The following is a 15,438-nucleotide window of genomic DNA, read 5'->3' on the forward strand; positions in this document are numbered from 1 at the left end:
TTTAAAACTGACTATAGAATTATTGTAATTCTCTTTTTGTTAATTCTGTTGCAATTCTTGCTACAGTTCTTCTTAAGCTTCTCAATTGCAATGGATTCTCCATAGGAGTTATTGCGTGAGCCATCTTAAGATCGGTATAATTTTTTTGCAACGCTACCAACTTCTCATTAAGATCTGCTGTAGATAATTCTTTTATTTCTGATTGTTTCATTGTATTTAGAATTATGCGTTAATATCAAAATCTCTTGCTATTACAAACTTCGTTTTTACTGGAAGTTTTTGAGCTGCTAAACGTAGAGCTTCTTTTGCCACGTGCATTGGTACACCACCAACTTCAAACAAAATTCTACCTGGTTTAATAACTGCAACAAAATGATCTGGAGCTCCTTTTCCTTTACCCATACGTACTTCTAAAGGCTTCTTTGTGATAGGCTTATCTGGAAATATTTTTATCCATAACTGACCTTCTCTTTTCATATGACGCGTTGCTGCAATACGAGCTGCCTCAATTTGACGTGAAGTTAGTAAGTTCTGATCTAAAGATTTAATCCCAAACATTCCATTAGAAAGTTGGTTTCCTCTTTGAGAATTACCAGTCATATTTCCTTTCGCCTTCTGTACCTTACGGTATTTTACTCTTTTTGGCTGTAACATTTTTAATTTCTAATTTTAAAAATTATTTTCTTCTACGAGGTCCACGCTTAGATCTTTCACCACCTTTACCACCTTGTTTCTTAGACAAGCCTACTAAAGGAGATAATTCTCTTTTACCATAAACCTCACCCTTCATAATCCATACTTTAACTCCTAGTCTTCCGTATTGAGTATGAGCTTCTACAAGTGCATAATCGATATCAGCTCTAAAAGTAGAAAGAGGAATTCTACCTTCTTTGTAATGTTCTGAACGTGCCATTTCTGCTCCATTTAAACGACCTGAAATTTGAACCTTAATTCCTTCAGCATTCATTCTCATAGTAGCTTGAATAGCCATTTTAACTGCTCTTTTGTAGGAAATTCTATTTTCGATTTGACGAGCAATACTAGTTGCAACTAATTTTGCATCTAATTCTGGACGTTTTATTTCAAAAATATTAATTTGAACTTCTTTACCTGTAATTTTTTTAAGCTCTTCTTTTAACTTGTCTACTTCCTGACCTCCTTTACCAATAATGATACCTGGACGAGCAGTAGTAATAGTAACGGTTACAAGTTTTAAAGTACGCTCTATAATTACTCTAGAAACACTTGCTTTAGATAATCTAGCATTAATATACTTTCTTATCTTATCATCTTCAGCAATTTTATCTCCGTAGTCATTGCCACCATACCAGTTAGATTCCCAACCTCTGATGATTCCTAAACGATTCCCAATTGGATTTGTTTTTTGTCCCATTTCTACTTTGATTAATTACTTAAATTTTTACTTCCTAACTCTAAAGTTACGTGATTAGAACGCTTACGAATTCTATGTGCACGCCCTTGTGGAGCCGGTCTTAATCTTTTTAACATTCCTGCGCTATCTACACAAATAGATTTTACATACAAACCAGCTTCTTCTATAGATGCATCTTCATTTTTAGCTTGCCAGTTTGCAATTGCAGACAATAACAATTTTTCTAAGTTGATTGATGCTTCTTTAGGACTAAACTTTAAGATTTGTAAAGCTTTTTCAACTTCTACTCCTCTTACTTGGTCTGCTACTAAACGCATTTTTCTCGGTGATGTAGGACAGTTAGTAAGCTTAGCGAAAGCACGTTGCTTTCTATCTGCTTTTAACTGATCTGCCATATTTTTTTTACGAACTCCCATTTCCTACTATTTTTTTCCTTTATTTTTTGCACCAGCATGTCCTCTAAAAGAACGAGTTGGTGAAAATTCGCCTAATTTATGTCCTACCATGTTTTCTGTAACGTATACTGGTACAAACTGACGTCCATTATGAACAGCGATAGTTTGACCTACAAAATCTGGTGATATCATACTTGCTCTAGACCAAGTTTTAATAACAGATTTCTTACCAGATTCTACATTAGCTAAAACTTTTTTCTCTAATTTATAGTGAATGTAAGGTCCTTTTTTTAATGATCTTGCCATAACTTAATTATTTCTTTCTTCGTTCTATAATGTACTTATTACTAGCTTTAGTCTTAGATCTAGTTTTATATCCTTTAGCAGGTATACCATTTCTAGATCTTGGATGACCTCCTGAAGAACGACCTTCACCACCTCCCATTGGGTGATCAACTGGATTCATTCTTACAGCATTTACTCTAGGTCTTCTACCTAACCATCTTCTTCTACCTGCTTTACCAGATACTAATAATTGATGATCAGAATTAGAAACAACTCCAATAGTAGCAGAACAAGTTAAAAGAATTAATCTTGTTTCACCTGATGGTAACTTAACTGTCGCATATTTACCTTCTCTTGCCATTAACTGAGCAAAAGAACCAGCAGAACGAGCTAAAACAGCCCCTTGACCTGGGTGTAATTCTATACAAGAAATAGTTGTTCCTAAAGGAATTTCACTTAAAGGCATAGCATTTCCAATTTCTGGAGCAACACCACTACCTGATACAATAGTTTGACCTACTTTTAAACCGTTTTGAGCAATTACATAACGTTTTTTACCATCAGCATAACTAAGTAAAGCAATAAATGCAGTACGATTTGGATCGTACTCAATAGTTTTTACTGTTGCAGGCATATCATTCTTATCTCTTTTAAAATCGATAATACGATATCTTTGTTTATGACCACCTCCAATATTACGAGTTGTCATTCTACCTTGATTGTTTCGACCTCCAGATCTTTTTTTCGGTGCCAATAATGACTTTTCCGGCTTATCAGTTGTTATGGTGTCGAACCCATTTACAACTCTAAAACGCTGACCTGGTGTTATTGGTTTTAATTTTCTAACTGACATTCTGTCTTTTCTTAAAGATTGTTATAAAAATCAATACTTTCTCCATCTGCTAACTGCACAATCGCTTTTTTATATCCACTTTTAACACCAGTTACTAAACCTTTTTTAGTAAACTTAGTATTTCTTTGAATTGGATAATTTAAAGTTTTTACGCTTGAAATAGAAACTCCATAAGTTGCTTCTACAGCATCTTTAATTTCTATTTTATTAGCTTTTTTATCTACAACAAATGCATAACGATTATATAATTCACTATCGTTTGTTGCTTTTTCCGTAATAATAGGTTTAATTAAAATACTCATATCCCTATTTGCTTAAATTTGAATTAATTCCCTCTAAAGAACTTTCAGTAATTACCACTTTATTAGCATTTAAAACACCATAAGTATTAATTTCTGAAGCTTTTACCACTTTAGAATTTTTTAAATTACGTGATGATAAATACACATTTGCATTATCATTACCTAAAACAAATAAAGATTTTTTAGTATCTAATTCTAAAGCCTTTAAAACATCTACAAAGTTCTTAGTCTTTGGAGTCTCAAAGTTTAAATCTTCGATTACTACTAAATTTTTATCATTTGCTTGAATACTTAAAGCAGACTTACGCGCTAAACGCTTTAAGTTCTTGTTTAATTTAAAAGAATAATTTCTTGGTCTTGGACCGAACATACGACCACCACCTCTAAAAACACCAGACTTGATAGAACCTGCTCTTGCAGTACCAGTTCCTTTTTGTTTTTTTATCTTTCTTGTAGAACCAGTGATTTCTGCTCTTTCTTTAGACTTATGCGTTCCTTGACGTTGGTTAGCCAAGTATTGTTTAACATCTAAATAAATTGCATGATCATTAGGCTCTATACCAAATACATCACTAGAAAGCTCAACCTTTCTACCTGTATCTTTTCCTGTAATATCTAAAACTGCTAATTCCATTATTTCTGAATAGTTACAAAAGCATTTTTGTGTCCAGGAATAGCTCCTTTAACAACAAGTAAGTTCTTTTCAGCAACTACTTTTAATACCTTTAAGTTTTGTACTTTCACTTTTTCTCCACCCATTCTTCCTGCCATACGCATTCCTTTGAATACTCTTGCAGGATAAGAAGCAGCACCAATTGAACCAGGAGCTCTTAAACGGTTATGCTGACCGTGAGTTGCTTGACCAACACCACCAAAACCGTGACGTTTTACAACACCTTGAAAACCCTTACCTTTAGACACACCTGATACATCAACGAATTCGCCTTCTTCAAAATGCTCTACTGTAATAGCATCTCCTAATTTATACTCTTCTTCAAACCCTTGGAATTCAACGACTTTTTTCTTAGCAGTGGTGCCAGCTTTTTTAAAGTGACCATCTAACGCTTTGTTAGAACTCTTCGCCTTTTTGTCATCGAAACCAAGTTGCAACGCATTGTATCCGTCAACCTCTTCGGTTCTGACTTGGGTAACAACGCAAGGACCTGCTTCGATTACTGTACAAGGAATATTCTTCCCATTTTCATCGAATAAGCTGGTCATTCCAATTTTTCTACCTATTAACCCAGACATTTAGTTAAAATTTTAGACGATAGATATTTATCCAGCGCGTCTATTATTAATAATTATTTGTTTTGAAACAGTTGTTTCACTTTTAATCCTTCAAATTTCACTTAAAAAAAAACAGCGCAAACAAATTCAACGCTGATTTTGTTTTTCCGTTTTTCCTTCGCGAAACGCTCTGGACATGTGACTATTATTGATTTTTACATCAAAAAATAGCTTACCCTACTCTATTTCGGGTTGCAAAAGTATAAAAAACTTTCGGTTTAACAAAATTAAACCGAAAGTTAGACACTTTTTAATTTTGAAATAGATTCCGAATCAAGTTCGGAATGTATTCAACTACAAACTTTTCTGAAGAAAAGTTAAGTTTCATTACACTTTAATCTCAACTTCAACACCACTTGGTAACTCAAGCTTCATTAAAGCATCAATAGTTTTCGAAGAAGAACTATAAATGTCTAATAATCTTTTGTAAGCAGCTAATTGAAATTGCTCTCTAGATTTTTTATTTACGTGTGGTGAACGTAAAACTGTAAAAATCTTCTTATGTGTTGGTAAAGGTATTGGTCCGTTTACAACAGCACCAGTACTTTTTACTGTCTTTACGATTTTTTCAGCAGATTTATCTACTAAATTATAATCGTAAGACTTTAATTTTATTCTAATTTTTTGACTCATCTTATATTATTTAGTCGATTAACCTTTAGATTTTGCAATTACCTCTTCAGAAACATTTGAAGGAGTTTCTGCATAGTGTGAAAATTCCATTGTAGAAGTTGCTCTACCAGAAGACATTGTTCTTAAAGCAGTAACATAACCAAACATTTCTGATAAAGGAACTAATGCTTTAACAACTTTAGATCCATTACGATCACTCATGTCGTTAACTTGACCTCTTCTTCTATTTAAATCTCCAACTATATCTCCCATGTTTTCTTCAGGAGTTAATACTTCTAACTTCATTAATGGCTCCATAATTTTAGCTTTAGCAGCTTTAGCAGCAGCTTTAAAACCTAATTTTGCAGCTAACTCAAAAGATAATTGATCAGAATCCACTGCGTGGAAAGATCCATCTTTTAAAGTTACTTTCATTGAATCCATTTCATAACCCGCTAAAGGACCATTCTTCATTGCTTCTTTGAATCCTTTTTCTACAGAAGGTACAAATTCTTTAGGAACGTTACCACCTTTGATTATAGATTCAAATTGTAATCCTTGAACACCTTCATCTGCTGGCTCCATTGTAAATACAATATCAGCAAATTTACCACGACCACCAGATTGTTTCTTGTAAACTTCTCTATGATCTGCAGCAGCTGTAATAGCTTCTTTATATTCTACTTGAGGCTGACCTTGGTTAACTTCAACTTTGAATTCACGTTTTAAACGATCTACAATTACATCTAAGTGTAACTCACCCATACCAGAAATAATTGTCTGACCTGAAGCCTCATCAGTTCTTACTGTAAAAGTAGGATCTTCTTCAGCTAACTTTCCTAAACCAATACCTAATCGATCTACATCAGCTTTAGTTTTAGGCTCAACAGCAATACCAATTACTGGATCTGGGAAATCCATAGATTCTAAAACAATTGGGTGTTTTTCATCTGTTAAAGTATCTCCTGTTTTAATAGATTTAAAACCTACAGCAGCACCAATATCTCCAGCTTCGATAAAATCAATTGCGTTTTGCTTATTAGCGTGCATTTGATAAATACGAGAAATACGTTCTTTTTTAGCTGAACGATTGTTTAACACGTAAGAACCAGCGTCTAAACGTCCTGAATACGCTCTAAAAAATGCCAAACGACCAACAAAAGGATCTGTAGCAATTTTAAACGCTAAAGCAGCAAATGGCTCTTTAACATCTGGTTTACGTAATTCTTCTAAACCTGTATCTGGGTTTGTACCTGTAATACCTTCTTTATCTGTAGGAGAAGGTAAATAACGACAAACAGCATCTAATAAAAATTGAACACCTTTGTTTTTAAACGCAGATCCACAAATCATAGGAATGATAGCCATATCCATTACAGCAGCTCTTAATGCATTATGCACTTCTTCTTCTGTAATTGAATCTTCATCTTCCATAAATTTTTCTAAAAGATTCTCATCATAACTTGCTACCTCTTCTATTAAAAGTGCACGGTATTTACGAGCTTCTTCTTTCATATCTTCAGGAATTTCGATAACATCGAAAGTTGCCCCCTGAGTTTCATCATGCCATATAATAGCACGATTCTTAACTAAATCTATGATACCTTTAAACTCATCTTCGTCACCAATATTTAAAACGATTGGCACCGCGTTTGACTTTAACATATCTTTTACTTGTTGACAAACAGCTAAAAAGTCTGATCCTTGACGGTCCATTTTATTAACAAAACCGATTCTTGGCACTTTATAGTTATCTGCTAGCCTCCAGTTTGTTTCAGATTGTGGCTCAACACCATCAACTGCTGAAAACAAAAACACCAAACCATCTAATACACGTAATGATCTATTTACCTCTACAGTAAAATCTACGTGACCAGGAGTATCAATAATATTAAAATGGTATCCTTTTGTTTCTGGAGTTGGTTGCGCATTTTCTAACGGAAATTGCCATGTACAAGTTGTAGCTGCAGAAGTAATTGTAATACCTCTCTCTTGCTCTTGTTCCATCCAGTCCATAGTTGCTGCACCATCATGTACTTCTCCAATTTTATGAGAAACACCAGTATAATACAAAATACGTTCTGTTGTTGTTGTTTTACCAGCATCAATATGTGCTGCAATTCCAATATTACGAGTAAATTTTAAATTTCTAGCCATTATTATTAAAATCTAAAGTGTGAGAATGCTTTATTGGCTTCTGCCATTTTATGAGTATCTACTCTTTTCTTAACAGCAGCTCCTTCTTCTTTAGCCGCAGCTAAAATTTCAGCAGCTAAACGCTGTGCCATGGTTTTTTCATTTCTCTTACGAGTGTATAAAATCATCCATTTAATAGCCATAGACACTTTACGATCTGGTCTAATCTGCATTGGAATCTGAAATGTTGCACCACCTACTCTACGAGATCTTACTTCTACGTGTGGCATTACATTAGACAAACCTTCTTTCCAAATTTCTAAGGCTGTTCTTTCTTCTCCTTCACCTTTTCTTTCTTCTACGATATCCATTGCATCATAAAATACTTTAAACGCTACTGACTTTTTACCACTCCACATCAAGTTATTCACAAAACGTGTTACTAACTGATCATTAAACTTTGGATCTGGTAATAAGACTCTTTTTTTTGCTGCTCTTTTTCTCATGTCTTTACATTAAAAAAGTTACTAATTTTACTTTTTTGGGCGTTTTGCACCATACTTAGACCTACGTTGGGTTCTACCCTCAACACCTGCTGTATCTAATGCTCCACGTACCACGTGATATTTAACACCTGGTAAATCTTTTACCCTTCCACCTCTAACTAATACTATCGAGTGCTCTTGTAAGTTATGTCCTTCACCTGGAATGTATGCGTTTATCTCATTACCATTTGTTAATCTAACTCTGGCAACTTTACGCATTGCTGAATTAGGTTTCTTTGGTGTTGTAGTATAAACACGAGTACAAACTCCACGTCTTTGAGGACAAGACGACAAAGCAGCCGATTTACTCTTCTTAGTTATTTTGGTTCTTCCTTTACGAACTAATTGTTGAATAGTTGGCATACTAAATTATTACTGTTTTTCGTTTATTATTAAACTTTGCTCTTTTTTAAGAGTGCGCAAATGTACGATTAAATTCTAATTATTCAAATATCAGTGAGTTATTTTTTAATAATCATTTTTTAATCGTGCAATTTTACGATTTTATTTTACTTTTGATACTCTGACTCCATCAATTTTGAAGCAAACAAAAACACTCTACTTCCTCGCTTTTTTTCTACTACACGCAACGTATTGTTTTAAAGCACAAGATTTATCACTCAAAATAACATCAACCCAAAAAGAAAATTTAAAAACTATTGGTAAAATTGAATACCAAAAAACACATAAAGACACTACAGCTATCTTTAATGAAATAAAAACAATTTCTGAGTATTTAAAAGAAATCGGATATTTTACAAACACAATAGACAGTATTTCTAAAAAAAACAACCATTACACTGCATACTTAACTCTAAACACTAAAATAAAACAAGCCGTTATTAAAATTGAAAAAACAACTTCGTCAATTTTAAAAGACTTTAATATTACTGGAGATTCTATTTTTATATCCATTGAAAATTTAAAGTCTACTCTTTTAAATATTTCTGATGTTTTAGATACAAATGGAAAGTCATTTTCTAAAATTCAGCTAAAAAATATTCAAATAAAAAAAGACGTATTGTATGCCGATTTAGATATTCATCCATCTAAAAAAAGAATCATCAACAAAATTATTGTTAAAGGATATGAGGGTTTCCCAAAATCATTTTTAAAAAACTATTACACTATTAAAAAGAATACGCTATTTAATCAAAAAAAAATAAATGATATTTCGAACGCAACTAAGGATCTAGAATTTATAAAGGAGATAAAACCTCCTGAAGTTTTATTTACAAAAGATTCTACATTAATATATATGTATCTTAAAAAAGTCCAAAACAACAGTTTCGATGGAATTGTAAATTTTGCATCAGATGAAGAAGGTAAAGTATTATTTAATGGAAATTTAGATTTAACCTTAAACAACGTTTTAAATACAGGTGAAAAATTCGGATTATTTTGGAACAGCATTGGAAACGAAAGACAAGAGTTTAAAATTAATACTGAAATACCTTACATTTTTAACTCAAGATTTAGCGCAGGTGTGTCATTCTCTATTTACAAACAGGATTCAACTTTTTTAAACACGAAATTTGACACTAAACTCTCTTACAACATTAACACTAGAATAAAAATTGCAGCCACTTACAACTCTGAATCATCAGAAAAATTAGAAGCATTGACAAATGACAATACTGAATCATTTAACAACTACTTCTTTGGTTTTCAATTCAACTATAACATACCAAAAAACGATATTTTTAATAATGATAAATTTTCTTTTGACATAAATCCTGCTTTTGGAGTTAGAAAACTCGAGAACAACACTACCAATCAAATAAAAATTCAATCATCAGTATCTTACATTTGGGAAATCAACTCAAGAAATAATTTTTACATAAGAACCAAAACAGGATATCTACAATCATCCAATTACTTTACAAATGAACTTTTTAGGATTGGAGGTATAAAATCTCTGAGAGGATTTAACGAACAAAGCATTTTTGCTGAACGCTATATATATTTTAACACGGAATACAGACTCATTACAAACAACAAAAGTTATCTGTATTCGATTACTGATTATGGTAATATAGACAAATCAAACTACATTAGTTTAGGCTTAGGATATCGTTTTATGAAGAATAAATCGTTCATCGACATCAGTTCTGCTCTTGGAAACAAAAACACCAAATTTAACTTATCGAATATTCAATTAAACGTCAATTGGATCAATTTTTTTTAATGATGTTTAACGATTTTATTAAATCATTAGACTTTTTCTTACGTTTTAACAACTATTAACAATTTTTAACAATTTTTATTGGTTCTTTGGTTTTAATTTTTAATATTTGAACCAAATTAATTCAAATAAATTAAATAATGAAAACAAAGTTGAAAGGATTTCTAACGTTACTCTTAGCGTTAGTTGTGCAAATTACTTTAGCACAAGAAAAAACAGTTTCAGGAACTGTATCTGAAGCATCGGGTCCACTACCTGGTGTTAGTGTTTCTGTAAAAGGGACTGGAATAGGAACTGAAACCGATTTTGATGGAAAGTATTCCATCAAAGTAAAAAAAGGAGACATCCTTAGGTTTAGTTATCTAGGTTACAAAACCATTGAAAAAACTGTTGGATCTAACAACACTATAAATGTAAGTCTTTCAGAAGACGCTAGTGTATTGGATGAGATTGTTGTAACAGCCTTAGGTATTTCTAAAAAAGAGAAGGCAATTGGTTATTCCATTCAGAAAGTAAAAGGAGAAAGTATTGATGAAGCAAAGGAGCCTAACCTTGTAAACTCTTTACAAGGTAAAGTTGCAGGTGTACAAATTCAAGGTAGCCCATCTTCATTAGGGGGATCTTCTAGAATTACAATTCGTGGATCAAACTCTTTTCTAGGAAACAACCAACCTTTGTTTATTGTTGACGGTGTTCCTATTAGCAATGCCAGCTACACTAGTCAATCACAAGCTATTGGGTTTGGTGGTGGCTCTTATGATTATGGTAATGCTGCTGCAGAAATTGACCCATCTAATATAGAAAATATGTCTGTATTAAAAGGTGCTGCTGCAACTGCAATATACGGATCAAGAGGTGCAAATGGTGTTATTTTAATTACCACTAAGTCAGGTAAAAATCAAAAGGGTTTAGGTGTTTCTTTTGACTCAAGTGTTACCTTTGATGAAGTTAGAAATTTAATTCCTATCCAAACCACTTATGGTGGAGGGTCAACTTATGATACTGCAAGTGGATTTAATGAATTTATACAAGATGGTGTAAGCTATTTAGCTCCAAACTATGGAAAAGATGGTTCATGGGGTCCTAAATTTGACCCAAGTGTATCTGTAAGACATTGGGATTCATGGGATCCAGGGTCAAGCAACTACAAAGAAACAAGACCATGGGTTGCACCAGAAAATTCTTACGAAAGCTTTTTTAACACTGGTGTTACTTTAATAAACACAGTAGCTTTTTCTGGTGGAGACGAAAAAGGTTCTTTTAGAGCTGGTTACACCAACTTAGACCAAACTGGTGTTACTCCAGAAGGTAAGCTAAAAAGAAATACTGTTAATTTAAACACTAACTATAACTTAACAGATAAATTAAAAGCAAGTGTAGCATTTACTTATGTAAAGACTGAAGCAGAAAACAGAAATGCAACAGGTTACGACAACTCAAATCCGATGCAAGCATTTACACAATGGTGGCAATCTAATTTAGATGTTGAGAGGTTAAGAACTCAGCAAAACACATCAGAAGGTAATCAATATACATGGAATCCAAGAGGTATTATAGAAGATGGTTCTGGTAACTTATTATCTTTTGATAGTAGACCAAACTTTTTTGACAATCCTTCATGGGTTAGAGAAAACTACTTACAAGAAGACGTAAGAAACAGAGTTTTCGGAAATGCAAACCTATCATATGCAATTACAGATAAGTTAACTTTCACTACTCAATTTGGTACAGATTTTTTCCAATTTAGTTCACGAGAAGGTACTCCATTAAGATCTGCAAACGCGGCTTCTTATGCAGAAACTGAAAGAAGATTTCAAGAAACTAATATAGAGGCTCGTCTTAATTATAATACCGATATTAATGAAGACTTAACCTTTAGTGGTTTTATTGGTGTAAATAGAATGAGAAATTTTCAAAAAAGAACAACAATAGCTACCAATGGTGGTATAGTTGTTGATAAATTTTGGAATATAGGGAACTCGGCACTTGACCCAACAGCGAGTACATTTGAATCTAATAGAGGAATTAATAGTGTTTTTGGAAGTGCGTCTTTTGGTTTTAAAGATATGCTATTTTTAGATTTATCAGCAAGAAATGACTGGTCATCAGCATTACCTGAACAAAACAATAGTTATTTTTACCCTTCTGCTTCTTTGAGTTTTGCTTTGTCTGAACTAGAATCAATTAAAGTAAGTGATGTAATTAATTTTGCAAAAGTTAGAGCAAGTATAGCTCAAGCAGGGAATGACGGAGCTCCTTACAGGGTTGCTGACGTATTTAACCCAATTAACCCAAATTTTGCTGGTAATACTTTGTATAATGTACCTAACTCACAACAAAACCCAGACTTGGTTAATGAGTTAACTACAGAGGTTGAATTTGGTTTCTTAGTTAAATTATTACAAAATAGACTATCTATAGATGCTGCGTATTACAGCAGAACCACAGACGATCAAATATTCCCAGTACCTGTATCTGCTTCAACGGGTTACACATCTAGATTATTAAATGCTGGTACAATGAAAAATTCAGGTTTAGAACTACAAATTAATGGTACACCTATAAAAACAGAGAATTTTTCTTGGGATTTAGGACTAAATCTAACAAGTCAAAACAATGAGGTTGTTGAACTTTTAAAAGATGAAAACGGAGAAACATTAGTTGAAAGTATCGGACAAGGTGCAACTTGGGCAGCAGATTTAAGAATTCAAGAAGGTTTACCATATATGGCTTTGTTTGGTCAAGATTTCGTAAGAGATGACAACGGAAATAAATTAGTTAATGCAGATGGTACTTATCAATTTACAAGTGATCGAGTTTATTTAGGCTCAGCAATTGCTGATTGGACTGGTGGTTTTAGTACTGCTTTTAACTATAAGAACTTTACTTTATCTGCTTTGTTTGATTTTCAAGTAGGTGGTATAATTCATTCTACTTCTTTACAATGGTCTAAATATTCTGGTATGCATCCTGAAACCGTTTCTTACAATGGTGTTGATGATATTAGAGCTGACGGTTTATTATTACCTGGTGTAAAAGAGAATGGAGAAGTTAATGACATCAGAATAGCAGATCCACAAACATATTTCTCAAATACGTTTAGAGTTGCGGCTCCTAATGTTTATGACGCTAGTTTTATAAAGTTTAGAGACATAAGACTAAGTTACAGTGTGCCTGCAAAAGTTTTAGCAAAATCTCCTTTTACTAGTTTAAGTTTAAGTGCGTTTGGTAGAAACTTAGGTATTTTATACTCTGAAGTTCCTTATATTGATCCTCAGGTAGTAACAAGCTCTGGAAACCAACAAGGTTTAGAAAATGCTCAAATTCCACCTACCAGTTCATTTGGATTTAATTTATCTGCAAAATTTTAAAAATTAATTATAATGAAAAAAATAAAAATATATACTCTTTTAATCCTATCTATTGCACTATTTTATAAGTGTGATGATGGTTTACCAGAATTAAACATAGACCCAAATGCTGCTGTTCAAGTAGCTCCAGAAACACTTTTATCTACAGCTCAATACACATTTTACAACGCCTTACATGGTACTAGAATGAATTCAGGATGGGGCTTGCTAATGGTTCAATACTGGGCTGAAAATGAATATACTGATGACAGTAGATACAATCAAGACATTACTACATTTGGTGGCACATGGGATGCAATGTACGCTAGTGTTTTAAAAGAATTAGATGCTGCTAAAGAATTAATAGATGGTCAAGACATTTCTGAATCTATCAAAAATAATCAAAAAGCAATTATAGATGTAATGTCTGCACAAGTTTATGCATTCATGACCGATGGTTTTGGTAGTGTGCCATATACAGAAGCTATTGGCACTGAAACTTCTCCTAGTTATGATTCGCAAGAGGTCGTATATAAAGGCATCTTAGAAACTTTAGATAATGCTGCTAAATCTTTTGATACTAGTGCTCCTTCATTTACTTCGGGAGAATTAGTATATAATGGAGACGTTGCTAGTTGGATTAAATTAACCAACTCATTAATGTTAAGATACGCAATGAGAATTGTAGATGTTGATGCTTCAACTGCTGACACTTACATAAAAATTGCAAATTCTAACCTTATGACTAGTAACTCAGACGATGGCTTATTTGTTTTTGATTCAAATCCAGCCCGAGCAAATCCAATGTTTAGAAACGCAAGTCCGTTAGTAAGCAATAGAGATGACTTTGCTGTTTCTGAGTATTTAGTTCAAACTTTAGAAGGTATGGGAGATCCAAGATTGGCAGAGTTTGCAAATGAAACACCAACTGGAGATATTGTTGGTATGCCTTATGGTTTAGTAGATAATGCTGCTACAGCACTAAAACCAACTACTTCAAGACCAAGTGATAATGTAAGATCTGCAACAGCTCCTCATGTAATAATGTCGTATTCTGAAGTAGAGTTTTTATTAGCGGAAGCGTATCAAAGAGGTAATTTAAGTGGAAATGCAGCAGATGCATATGCAGAAGGTGTTACTTCATCTATGAATTACTGGGGAATTACAGATTCTGCAGCTATAAATGATTATATAACAAACAATCCTTATAATGCAGCTAATTGGAAAGAATCTATTGGTGTTCAAAAATGGGTTGCGTTTTATATGAATGGTTTTGAAGCTTGGAATGAATGGAGAAGATTAGATTACCCTGTTTTAGCTGTACCTGCTGATGCTGTAATCAACTCTATACCTGTAAAAATGCCATATACTTTAGGTGAAACTCAAACAAACTCAGCAAGTTTAGATGCTGTAACCTCGACACCTGCAGATATGACTACCAAAGTTTGGTGGGACGTGAATTAGTCAAAATTAATTGATTAAATTAAAAAAGACTGCCTTATAAGTGGTCACTGAAAAACATAAATTTTTCAAGCATTGATTTTGAAAAGCTATTAAGAAATTAAATTTTTCTTAATAGCTTTTTGTTTTATATGATTTATTGTATTGTAAAATTATTATTCTCTTGTAAAAATAAAGAAGTTATCATTTCGTTTTCAATATCCATTTTTTTCATACCTTTTGATGTTAATATGCTACAACTATACTGTTTTTAATTCAATCTTACTTACCTTAATCACGCAAATGTAAATTAACAGGATAATTTAAGGCAGATATAGTTTTTTATTTTCATCAATCATAATATATTTATATAGCCTTGGATATAGTTTTTTAATTTAATAAAGATTTATTTTACTAAAAAAAAGCAGACAGGCATTTCTAACCTTAGTGAGATAAAATAAATTTTTATTGAAAATGGGTTACAAAGCAAATAGTATAATTGAAATGAAATTCGTTTTAAACAGTAGAAGATATGACTAAAAAAAATCAGTAATTAAAAGTAGAACTCTGGTGAGAAAATAATTATTTACTGATTTAACAGATTTTGTATTGATATCCTTTGAAAATAAAAACCTTTGAATATTTTTATAAC

16 protein-coding genes are annotated in these 15,438 nt (G+C 32.7%); 3 read left to right on the plus strand and 13 right to left on the minus strand.

The window, feature by feature from the left end; all coding sequences use genetic code 11:
- Positions 1-19 precede the first annotated feature (19 nt).
- The 13 genes from rpmC to rpsL form a co-directional block, all read right to left on the minus strand.
- Entirely contained in the window at positions 20-211 is a 192-nt protein-coding gene (gene rpmC, locus ACW9UN_RS03145; protein WP_015482228.1) for a 50S ribosomal protein L29, read from the minus strand.
- Between the two features lie 11 nt (positions 212-222).
- Complete coding sequence (rplP, locus tag ACW9UN_RS03150; RefSeq protein ID WP_105015793.1) at positions 223-654, minus strand: 50S ribosomal protein L16; 432 nt, start codon at positions 652-654, stop codon at positions 223-225.
- Positions 655-676: 22 nt separating this feature from the next.
- Complete coding sequence (gene rpsC, locus ACW9UN_RS03155) at positions 677-1,393, minus strand: 30S ribosomal protein S3 (protein ID WP_459483788.1); 717 nt, start codon at positions 1,391-1,393, stop codon at positions 677-679.
- Positions 1,394-1,404: 11 nt separating this feature from the next.
- Entirely contained in the window at positions 1,405-1,809 is a 405-nt protein-coding gene (gene rplV, locus ACW9UN_RS03160) for a 50S ribosomal protein L22 (RefSeq protein WP_459483790.1), read from the minus strand.
- Between the two features lie 6 nt (positions 1,810-1,815).
- Positions 1,816-2,094 carry a 30S ribosomal protein S19 gene (gene rpsS / locus ACW9UN_RS03165; protein WP_459483792.1) on the minus strand — a complete coding sequence of 93 codons (279 nt, stop codon included), beginning with the start codon at positions 2,092-2,094 and terminating at the stop codon, positions 1,816-1,818.
- 7 nt (positions 2,095-2,101) lie between these two features.
- Positions 2,102-2,926 (minus strand): 50S ribosomal protein L2, encoded by an 825-nt coding sequence (gene rplB, locus ACW9UN_RS03170; protein ID WP_459483794.1) that lies wholly within the window; start codon positions 2,924-2,926, stop codon positions 2,102-2,104.
- An 11-nt stretch (positions 2,927-2,937) separates the two neighbouring features.
- Positions 2,938-3,228, minus strand: a complete 291-nt coding sequence (gene rplW, locus ACW9UN_RS03175; protein ID WP_459483796.1) for a 50S ribosomal protein L23 — start codon at positions 3,226-3,228, stop codon at positions 2,938-2,940.
- 4 nt (positions 3,229-3,232) lie between these two features.
- Positions 3,233-3,862: a 50S ribosomal protein L4 gene (rplD, locus tag ACW9UN_RS03180; RefSeq protein ID WP_459483797.1), complete on the minus strand. Its 630-nt coding sequence runs from the start codon at positions 3,860-3,862 to the stop codon at positions 3,233-3,235.
- A complete protein-coding gene (gene rplC, locus ACW9UN_RS03185; protein WP_215992970.1) occupies positions 3,862-4,479 on the minus strand; it encodes a 50S ribosomal protein L3 in 618 nt (205 codons plus the stop codon). The genes rplD and rplC overlap by 1 nt, the downstream gene beginning before the upstream one ends.
- Positions 4,480-4,845: 366 nt before the next feature.
- Positions 4,846-5,151, minus strand: coding sequence for a 30S ribosomal protein S10 (gene rpsJ, locus ACW9UN_RS03190; protein WP_068363283.1), 306 nt, complete (start codon positions 5,149-5,151; stop codon positions 4,846-4,848).
- A gap of 18 nt (positions 5,152-5,169) precedes the next feature.
- Entirely contained in the window at positions 5,170-7,287 is a 2,118-nt protein-coding gene (gene fusA, locus ACW9UN_RS03195) for an elongation factor G (protein ID WP_459483799.1), read from the minus strand.
- Positions 7,288-7,292: 5 nt separating this feature from the next.
- On the minus strand, positions 7,293-7,772 hold the full coding sequence (gene rpsG / locus ACW9UN_RS03200; RefSeq protein ID WP_459483800.1) for a 30S ribosomal protein S7: 480 nt from the start codon (positions 7,770-7,772) through the stop codon (positions 7,293-7,295).
- Between the two features lie 27 nt (positions 7,773-7,799).
- The gene (gene rpsL / locus ACW9UN_RS03205; RefSeq protein ID WP_018943587.1) at positions 7,800-8,174 is read right to left on the minus strand and encodes a 30S ribosomal protein S12; all 375 of its coding nucleotides are present in this window, start codon (positions 8,172-8,174) and stop codon (positions 7,800-7,802) included.
- Between the two features lie 175 nt (positions 8,175-8,349).
- Between rpsL and ACW9UN_RS03210 the strand changes: the two genes are divergently transcribed.
- The 3 genes from ACW9UN_RS03210 to ACW9UN_RS03220 all read left to right on the plus strand — a co-directional run bounded on the left by ACW9UN_RS03210 (position 8,350) and on the right by ACW9UN_RS03220 (position 14,810).
- Entirely contained in the window at positions 8,350-9,999 is a 1,650-nt protein-coding gene (locus tag ACW9UN_RS03210; protein ID WP_459483803.1) for a BamA/TamA family outer membrane protein, read from the plus strand.
- 137 nt (positions 10,000-10,136) lie between these two features.
- Entirely contained in the window at positions 10,137-13,367 is a 3,231-nt protein-coding gene (locus ACW9UN_RS03215) for a SusC/RagA family TonB-linked outer membrane protein (RefSeq protein WP_459483805.1), read from the plus strand.
- 12 nt (positions 13,368-13,379) lie between these two features.
- Positions 13,380-14,810: a SusD/RagB family nutrient-binding outer membrane lipoprotein gene (locus ACW9UN_RS03220; protein WP_459483807.1), complete on the plus strand. Its 1,431-nt coding sequence runs from the start codon at positions 13,380-13,382 to the stop codon at positions 14,808-14,810.
- The last annotated feature ends 628 nt before the right edge of the window (positions 14,811-15,438 follow it).

The organism is Polaribacter litoreus (assembly GCF_054584775.1).